The organism is Candidatus Nitrotoga sp. BS, from assembly GCF_927797785.1.
Classification (GTDB): Bacteria; Pseudomonadota; Gammaproteobacteria; order Burkholderiales; family Gallionellaceae; genus Nitrotoga.
This window is the reverse complement of sequence record NZ_CAKMLL010000005.1, coordinates 1-9287: the sequence shown is the minus strand read 5'-3', so window position 1 is coordinate 9287 and position 9287 is coordinate 1. Positions and strand designations below refer to the sequence as shown.

6 protein-coding genes are annotated in these 9287 nt (G+C 43.0%); 1 reads left to right on the top strand and 5 read right to left on the bottom strand.

The features are described 5' to 3' along the window. Positions 1 to 1035: 1035 nt before the first annotated feature. Positions 1036 to 1722, top strand: coding sequence for a GNAT family N-acyltransferase (locus MJ769_RS00305; RefSeq protein WP_239233855.1), 687 nt, complete (start codon positions 1036 to 1038; stop codon positions 1720 to 1722). A 382-nt stretch (positions 1723 to 2104) separates the two neighbouring features. Here the strand turns inward: MJ769_RS00305 and MJ769_RS00300 are convergent, their stop codons facing one another. The 5 genes from MJ769_RS00300 to pepA form a co-directional block, all read right to left on the bottom strand. Then, a complete protein-coding gene (locus MJ769_RS00300; RefSeq protein ID WP_239233854.1) occupies positions 2105 to 3778 on the bottom strand; it encodes a FimV/HubP-related protein in 1674 nt (557 codons plus the stop codon). 8 nt (positions 3779 to 3786) lie between these two features. Continuing rightward, entirely contained in the window at positions 3787 to 6933 is a 3147-nt protein-coding gene (locus tag MJ769_RS00295; protein WP_239233853.1) for an outer membrane lipoprotein-sorting protein, read from the bottom strand. A gap of 365 nt (positions 6934 to 7298) precedes the next feature. Further along, positions 7299 to 7673: a helix-turn-helix domain-containing protein gene (locus tag MJ769_RS00290; RefSeq protein WP_239233852.1), complete on the bottom strand. Its 375-nt coding sequence runs from the start codon at positions 7671 to 7673 to the stop codon at positions 7299 to 7301. Between the two features lie 80 nt (positions 7674 to 7753). Further along, a complete protein-coding gene (locus MJ769_RS00285) occupies positions 7754 to 7912 on the bottom strand; it encodes a hypothetical protein (protein ID WP_239233851.1) in 159 nt (52 codons plus the stop codon). 441 nt (positions 7913 to 8353) lie between these two features. Continuing rightward, positions 8354 to 9196 carry a flocculation-associated PEP-CTERM protein PepA gene (gene pepA / locus MJ769_RS00280; protein WP_239233850.1) on the bottom strand — a complete coding sequence of 281 codons (843 nt, stop codon included), beginning with the start codon at positions 9194 to 9196 and terminating at the stop codon, positions 8354 to 8356. Positions 9197 to 9287 lie beyond the last annotated feature (91 nt).

Genomic DNA, 9287 nt, shown 5'->3' with positions numbered 1-9287 from the left:
GCAGGGATTTATTGCCCTAAGAGAAAATCGAAAATTTACCCCCTAAAAACCTGTCGAGTGTTTTCTTGATTATTTATAGGGGTGAGTAGTTACAATATATTTACATTTAAATAGTTTGTTGTACCGTAATATTTTATTATTTTCAACTTGATTTCTCGGTAATGCCAGGAATATGTTTATTTGCCTAACTCAAACCAACAGCGGGTTAACCGTGGAGAAAAATGTACATCGGCAAGTCCGCCACCGATAGCAAAACCGTTATCCAATAACACCGATAACGAAGGGAGAAAGCGGCATTTTTACTTTTCGTTGACACGCTTGAACACGATTTCAGACAAAGCCAGTTACGCTCTTCGCAAGCACACAGTCAAACCGGTCATGAGTCTTGTCAAATTTGCTATGGGCTTCAGACAGTTTTCTTTGCGCGGATTTCGCAAAGAAACCTCGGGGGGAGATTTGTTATTTTTTTCATTTTATATCAAACACTTATAAGAACTACATCTCAAAACTTGGTCCACTACAGATAGGTTGCTTTGCTGCGATCTGCATTACGGAAACTATGTAATGAATTTTAAATGCACCTCTTCTAAGATATTAGGACGTAACTTAAAATAATCCAAAAAAATGTCGCCATTTAGAGACACTGGTAACTCATTATTTATTATTAATAAGTCACTATTAATAATAAATTTTGTCGCTAATTGGTTACTTTATTTTTAAATAATCTTCAAATTTTCATTTTTTATTTTCTTACACCAAATTAAAGTTTCTTCTCCAATCCTTACTATAGTAAGAATCCTGTTAATTTTTCCTTAAAATATATCTTTGGCACAAATTATGCTTAATTAAGTTATGTTATGTAAGGACACAGCTTTCTCTATCTCTAGGAATTTATCTTTGATGTAGCAGAGTAGAGAATAATTTGTGATTACTTAGACAGAAAATTTGCCTGTATTTAATATCAGCTGGGAAATTACAAGGTATTAGGTATTAGTCATGTTTTTCTTTTAGTCTGGATATGGAGAAATTAAAAGAATGTCACAAAATAGTTACGAATACGAAGTTGTACTTGCCGATACTGAAGAAAGCAAGCAAATACACTACCAATTAAGATATCAAATATATTGCTTGGAAAAGGGTTTTCTAAAGGTTGAGAATCCAGAGGAAGAGATGGAAAAAGATCTCTATGACGATAAATCAATTCATTTTCTTGTCAAAAGTGGTAATCGCTGGATAGGTACTTTTCGACTTGTGATTGACCAGCTTGGAGGATTACCATTTTATAAAGTGTCAGTTCCTGATTCTCCACAATTTACTCAATACAAACTGAAGGTAGCTGAATTTTCCAGGTTGGGCATCCTTCGTCCTTTTCAAAAGTTAAACGATGCTCAATCGTTGCATGAATCCGCCTGCAAAGAATCTGTAATTATGCTGAAAGTGCTGCATGCAGCCCGTGACTACTGTCGCGCAAACAGTATGGACTTTATTATTTTTTTATGTCGCCGCTCTATTACTCGCGTTCTGAAACAACTTGAACTTCAAGCTCAGACAATTGGCCCCGCTATTTTTCATTATGGCCCTAGAATCCCTTTTGCTATCAGTCTTACCGATAATCTCAATGGATTTGATTCACTGGTACACAAACATTTGAGTACTCTCAGGTCTTACTCTTTGTATTCAGAGATGTACTGTAACAATGTTCCGGAACCTCTCGCCGCGTAGAAGTCAGTTACTCGGTAGCCACGGACCTTGATGTACCTAAGTACTCAATGAGTATTCAGACAATTGCATTCAGATGAACGCTCCTGCAACTACAGTTATCAAGTGAACCTACGAGTGCAGGCATCTTGCTTATGTTATGGATTGAAAGGCTGACCTAAAGCTTTAGTTCTGCAAATGAACTAGTAACAGTTGACCAATTTTTTGATTTCTCCGTAAAGGCAGCGATAAATCGGCAGCGTAATTAACATTACTCCTGTGTCCGTATTGCATCGCACCACAAAACTCTTCAGCTCTATCCTTGCTGCGCGTAGCACTAAGCATTTTAATACCTGTCGAAGCAAAAAAACCGGACGTTTGAATATTCGTATATTCTTCTGTTCAATCAGAAGCCATATTTCATCTCAGCAAATAACAATGAGTTATCCTGCAACCGACCGAAGAAAGTATTACTTTTTCCTCGATAAATATCCATGCCGAGCGATCCTTTCACGTGGTCACTAAAGGCATAGACCAGCTTAGGCCTTATGAAATAATTGCTTGGTCCAAAAGAGGTGACAGCAGCAATTTCGCCTTCCAGCATTTCATGAAACCATTTGTTGCTGACCCGAACACTTATTCCATGTTGAGAACGGCTGAACTGGTTCCATAGCGCAGCTGTAGGAATTACGACTGAACGTAAGAGAGGGTTAGCTATCGCCTGCGGGTCGGAATAATTTGTAACATGGCGGAGGTAATATTGAATATTAAAGTTAAGGTAATCGAAGAACGTTCTGTCACCACCCGCTACCATGTAGAGAAATGGCTTCTTGATCATGAAGTCATTCGCTCCGGCGTTTTCTGTCCAAGTATATGCGGCTTCAGCACGCAATCCATAACGGCCAATGACCGTCGCGGCATCCATTCCTAGTACACGAATACGATTGTAATCAAATATTAGATTTGTACCTGATGTGGTTGTCGCTCCAATCGCAATGTCAGGATTCAGATCCAGCCCACTATAGTAAGAAATTGACCAATCCACATCACCTCCACTTCGATCAAACTTGAGTGCAATTCGGTTGGTATGGGGAATATGTTTAGTAAAAAAAACTCCCGGTGTTGCCGTGACAGGAAAGATATTGGGGTCCATATCGGGGAGCCATATGCCGGTCAGCGAATTTTCATGTGAGTAATATGTTACTTTTGCTGCCAACGCTCCAATTCTCTGATCATCCTCCTCTGGGGTTAGCAGAGTGAAGTTTCGTCGGGTCAGATTGTCGGTTGGATTCAAGCGATCTGCACGCCCCCACACTATGATCTGTTTGCCGACTCGATAATCCACATTCCCGGCACTGAATTGAAGATATCCTTCTTGTAACTTTGCTGAATTCCCCGTCGCTCTGAAAGAGTCGTCGTTGCGAACCCATCCCTGAGCAATCAGGGAAACGCCCTCCCCAATATTTGGCGTAGCTTTAAGCCACACCGAGCCGCTACCCAAATCATTTTTTCCATCCAGCTTACGCGATGAACTGAAATACCCAGCTCGAACCGAGCCATTCAGCTCCAACTTTTGCAGAACACTTTTTTCATCCGGTTTAGGCAAGGTATTTGCATCAACTTTTTCCGCTGTCGCCGAAATAATATCTGCTTGCGGGAAAAGGGTGTTCGTTGCTGGTTTCAATTCGAAATTGAATTCACGGATAGTCAGACCGCTCGAAATACATTTCGCTTTTAACCGGAGCGTCAACAAGCGCGTATCAATGGGTGTCGCTGTGGAAATCTTGATTTGATGGCCAATATCTCTGCTCCCTTCCAGTTCCAATCTTGCAGCAGACAAGTCCGGCTCTTCTTGCCCGGGACTGGTTGTTGCCTTAATCAAGGAAAAGCAGGCGGCCGTTATTTTCTCGTCAGGATTTGTCGGGGATATCTGGATATTCGCGAGCAGCGGTTCTCCTTCCCGGCTGATAACGTCGATCTCACCTATGATCAATGCATAAACAACCTGTGTGCTAAGCGATGCAAGAATCATCACCGAAAATAAGGCGCGTCTTACGTAGCATAAAATATTAACTCGCATTCTCACTATTATTCTTTTGACATGTACCGTGTAGTGAAGAACTCATCCTTAACCTGCTGGTTCGCCTTGAAGTTATCGAATTTAATTACCGTGCGGTGATTAGTTTGTACGTTGCTTGCTTCAAGGCGCATGGCTTGCCACTTTCCTCGCTTCTGGTCTACCACTTGAATGTCGGTGTATGTCGAGGTTTTTAATAGCTGTCCTGTCTCATCCCAATAATCCATTTTCACTGCCATAAAATTGTCTTTGCGTATCCAGCTGATGCGTTTCGAGTAACCATTGTTGGTTTTGACAGCGTCAGATTTTGGTAATGCTTCGATAACGTAACAGGGCTGTCCCTCTACCACCTCCTCTTTCAGCAGCTTGTAATTCCACTCGGCCACCTTATATCCAATGACATCGGCATATGAAAAATCCGTGCCCATAAAACTATCCTTTTTGTTATTTGAAACAAGGCGTCTAACCTTTTTTAGTGCGGGCAAATAAATCCAGATGTCATCATCATCGTTGGCATGTTCGATCAGCAGCGACACCGTTCCCTTTACGTCCGGTGGAGACATAAATCGCGTCATACGCATATTATCGATGCCATTTTTATCAAGTTTGGTTGTGCCGAAAGTTTTGCGCACTCGCTCCTGTCCATTCTTGTTGACCAGGGTAAACGTGGCATCAGCTACAGAATCCAGAACCTTGGAAACGACGAAATTCTTTTCCATGATTTGGGTCAGATCGGGTTCTGCTGCCCAAACATTTTGGGGCTGCATTGATAAGCCAAAAAATAGTGACAATACAGCGACAGAAGCTACCAGTGGGTTATTTTTCACAGCAATTCTCCTAAAAATGAAATCTGGGCGAAATGTAAGAATAAGCGCGGGGATAAGCAGCAATGCCGACAGCGAACTCATGACCATAGCCGCAGCAACCAAAATGGCTAACCACTTATGTAGATTAAAACCAAATGAGAACAACAGCACTCCATACCCAGCTGAAACCGCGATAGCAACAAACAAGATTGCCTGGCCAGCTGTTGCAATAACGATGCGCGCAGAGGTGATTTCGTCGACTCCCATCATAAGCTCTTCACGTAACCGATAGATCAGATAGATTGCGTAATCGGCACCTATCCCAACGGCCATTGCCGAAATAAGCGAAGTAGAAGTATTTAACGGGATACCACTCCAGCCCATAAGACCAAAGTTAGTGAGCACAGCAACCACAAGAGGAAGAAGAACCAACATCCCAGCCACCAAGGATCGGAAAATAAGGCTTGAAATAATAAAAACTACACCGGCGATTTGTAGAATGTTAAGTATTTTCCCATAAACCATGACTTCATTCAGTGCTGCACCTTGTGGCACGCTGCCACCAATGCCGACATGCACATTTTTATTAAAATTTACCGCTGTAAACGCATTAATTTTTTCGACTAGTTTTTCTATGTAGGCACTGCTGTCCGTTTTCAGAAACACCGTTAGATTAGCAGAGCGATACCCATAATCCACATAAGAATCAAAATCGCCAGGTTCGCCATACATCGAGTAAAGCAATAAATATTGAGAGATCAATTCCTGATTGTCCGGAATTTTGAAATAGGCGGGATCATCGCCATGCATCGCCTGATTCATGCGTTTGATAAAATCGGCTAATGAAACAGTCTTGCCGACATACGGCTGCTTTTCAAGAAAACGTTGCAGCTCTTCCATCGCTTGCAATATTTTGGGGGTTTTAATGGCGTCATCACCTGGACCTTCGACCAGTAAATACAGTGTATTAGTACCGCCCAGATGTTCATTCAACGCCTTATCGTTCTTTTCAAAAATCAGGTCAGGGGAAAAATAACTCTTAATAGAGTTGTCCACCATTACCCTGCCCATACCGATTATGGCAATAATAACGAAAAGCAAAACACCAGCGTACATCCTGCCTCGACTTGGGCCAGTCACCCAGTTTGCTATCACTCCTGTCGCCTTGTCCCAAATTCGCCTGTTCTTCTCGCGTTGTCTTTCAGCATCACTGGGTGGTGCAAGAACTGAACGTAAAGCCGGTATAAAAGTCATTTCTAGAATCAAGGCAGCCAGCACTCCAATGCCGGTAAAAATTCCGAAAGTGCGCACCGTGCTGATTTCAAATACCACCAAAGAAAAGAACCCCAAGGAGGCGACTACACCAGCCACTATCATGACAGGCCCAACACGAACAAGTGATGAAATAACTGCTTGATTATTTGCATCACTAAGGGAGAGCGCTGTTGTTTCACGCAAGCGGAAATACTCTTCGTAGTAACGCTTAAGCATCTGCACCGCATGACCTGTTGCAACCGCCAGGATCAAGATGGGAGTGGCGGAGTTAAACACATCCATCGGAATACCTGAAGCGCCCATCACACCTACCCCCCAAGCTACTGCAAGACTCGCTGTAACAAGTGGCAAAATAAGTCCTTGCTTCGTCCGGAAAGCTTCAAAAAGAACCAACCCCAAAATCAGAATGGCAATTGGAAAAAGGAATGCCATGCGTTCTGAGTAAACCTCTATGCTGGCGAGAAAACTTGGCAACCCGCCCACGATAATGTCAAACCGGGGGTCTCGCTCATGCTCAACAATGGCCTCCACTTTATTCATGATAGCCCGAAAACCTCCAGGCTCGTCTTTAAACTCAACGTTAATAGCCGCTGTTTTCCCGTCTGTAGATACAATAGAATTAATGTAGACAGGGTTCTTTTCAACAGCCCCGCGCAGCACCATAAGCTGCCCAACTGTGGTTGGAATATTTGACATGAGTTGCTTTACTTCCATGCCTTCTGCGGTACCAACAATATTTTTGACTCTCTTCGAGGAAAGACTCAGCAGATTTTCTTTCACTACGCCTGGTGTCTGAAGAAAAGCTGCCGTCATACGTTGAATCTTTTCCAACACGGCAGGTTGATAGATATCGCCCTCTTTCGGAGTAACCCCAACCACAACAATATATTTCGACCCAAATATCTTCTCAACTTGGTTGCTTGTCATCACATAAGGGTGAGTCTGGGGGAGCATGGTATTAGGATCAATAACGATCTCTAAATTTTTCGCCTGAATGACCGCCACAATGGTGATGAGCAACGTCAAAGCAATGACGACAAATCGGTAGCGAATAATCCATTCTATGTAGCGTTGCATGCTTACCTTTTTTGCTAATTAGACGTTCGTAAATGACTCATGACTTGGCAATCTTGAAACAAGCCTGCTTAGTACCAAGCCAGTTTTTGGGACATGATTATTGCATCGGATTGTTTATTTATATGTAAGCAGCCTAATTTATATTCGGAACATATAGCTAAATCTTTAATTTAAGACAGCCACATTAACTTTAGTTTTATCTTTTCGATTTTAATTTTCCTTACCTTGAGGTTAAAGTTGGCTTGCTACGGGGTGCGATATAGAAATGGTGTCGATAAATTTTACACTTACCTTCAATCTTTATTCGCTGAGATTTTTACCCACCCTTCGAATCAGCAAAAGGGCAAGTCTTGACACAACGGCTGTCACCTTTCACCCTTAACAATCTTGCTCACCGTAGAATAGTGTACCCCAGCATGCCGAGCAATCGCCGCCATGCTATAACCGTAGTCCAAATACGCCTTAATAATGGCCACGTCTCGCAACAACTTGTCCCCTTGAATAATTTTAGAAAACAATATAATTAGGCTTGGCCGATTTAACAGTCGCTGGGCACGTGGAACTTCCTTCAACTCATTCTTCTGTTTAAGCAACGGGAGTATTTTCTCTACCAAGGCATCTGAACCCAGTAGTGACTGGCCTCTCACCGCAGACCACGGGGACAATAGACCTACGCCCCCTGCAACAAAATTGGCGTAATGTTGGTGGGCTTCATCACGGCGGTTACCAAATTGGCTCAACAGCTAGTCCGTGTAGAGCCAGCCCGGACGATCAGCCAACCTTATCGTTGCCGGGTAACTACTCCACGGGTAGTGCTCAATTACTTTACCATGGCGGCGCGAATTGGGTTTAGCACAACATAACGACACAACTCCAGTAGATAATTATCGCGATCCACCACAATCGCCTTGAATCGCCCTTGGAACAGATGCCCCACTCGCCCGTGACGACGATTGAAATCGCTGGGTATAGACGCCATTCAACTGACGCATGCCCAGGGACAGGGTGCCTTCCGGGGTCTCGATCAGCAAGTGATAGTATCCATCAGGCAATACGCGTGACACTGCCAGCCAAAACGCACTACCACTTCATCAGGCAGACAAAATACAACACGCGATCCTCATCATCAAGAAAGACCGCATTTCGCGCGTTGCCGCAGAGTTACGTGTAGATTGAGATGGAAATTCAAGTCGAATGGGGCGGGTCATGGGCGAAGATTATGACTTTTTAAGTGTTGTGTGAAGACTGACCCCATATTTGGTGTGGCCCATTTGTTTTTATTTGGCGCCCCCTTGTTTATTGCTGTTTCTCTTTGTTGATATAGGTTCCTTATTTTCTGTTTAAATGAATAACCACCGCCTGACGGACAGACGGTGGCTAAATATTGCAGCGGGGTATTGGGTTGCCCCAATATTCCTAACTAAGCAGCTTTGCGTTTACGCAATGACACTCCCAAACCCAAAAGACCTATACCCATCAGAGCTAACGTCTCAGGCTCAGGCACTCTATTGAAATCAACGACACCTGCAGCGCTGTTGATTGCTATGTGTGTCCCGTCAGATGTGACACCCGTCCCAGTGTTATTGAACGCATTGAATGAAATGTTGTAGAAAGGCGATGGATCAAAAAAATATTTATCTCCATCTGTCGTATTCGTGTAAGTAGTCTTCGAGTTTAGGGCAGCTCCCACTGTAGATCCAAAAACTCCATTTGTAAGTGCTGCGGATCCAAAAATCAAAGACCCGCTCCCAAGTTTTATATCATCTCCATTACCTGTCACCGCAGCTTCAGCACCAACGGTGGCAGCAGTGAAATTTGTAAGTGTTGATAAATTATCGCGCCATACCTCAAAATTTAGACTTTCCAAAGAATACTGGCTACCTGCGCCTCCAAGCGAGCCAGAAGTTAACTTTGCAACCAAGTTAAAAGTGAGATAAAGCTGGTAGTCGCCATTGATGCCCGTAGAAAAAACAGAACCAAAAGCAGGGCCAACATCATTTCCTACTGGACCATCATTCGTGAAGCCAGTAAAAGTAAGGTAACCAAAAGTAGCGACTAAGGTGTTGTCAATCACGTTTGCGGTCAGGCGCTCAGACGAGCTGCCCGAAATAGAAGTTGCATAAAATGCATCAGTGTGATTATTGTCCATATTTGGGTCAACTTGGAATTGTGGTAATGCCATTGCATTTGTTGCCATTCCCAGTGATAGCAAGCTTCCAACAGCTATGGCTATTAAATTTTTTCTATACATTGTTGTCTTCATAACAATTTTCCTTATAGTTCAGTATATATATTTTACTATCTCAAGAAATAGGCCAATCCTGTTTTCTTATGCTAAGTATAAAGCAGTATTC

Excerpts from the sequence above, each read along its gene's own strand:
- MJ769_RS00305 (WP_239233855.1), top strand. The coding sequence starts at position 1,036 with ATGTCACAAAATAGTTACGAATACGAAGTTGTACTTGCCGATACTGAA.
- MJ769_RS00300 (WP_239233854.1), bottom strand. The coding sequence starts at position 3,778 with ATGCGAGTTAATATTTTATGCTACGTAAGACGCGCCTTATTTTCGGTG.
- MJ769_RS00295 (WP_239233853.1), bottom strand. The coding sequence starts at position 6,933 with ATGCAACGCTACATAGAATGGATTATTCGCTACCGATTTGTCGTCATT.
- MJ769_RS00285 (WP_239233851.1), bottom strand. The coding sequence starts at position 7,912 with ATGGCGTCTATACCCAGCGATTTCAATCGTCGTCACGGGCGAGTGGGG.
- pepA (WP_239233850.1), bottom strand. The coding sequence starts at position 9,196 with ATGAAGACAACAATGTATAGAAAAAATTTAATAGCCATAGCTGTTGGA.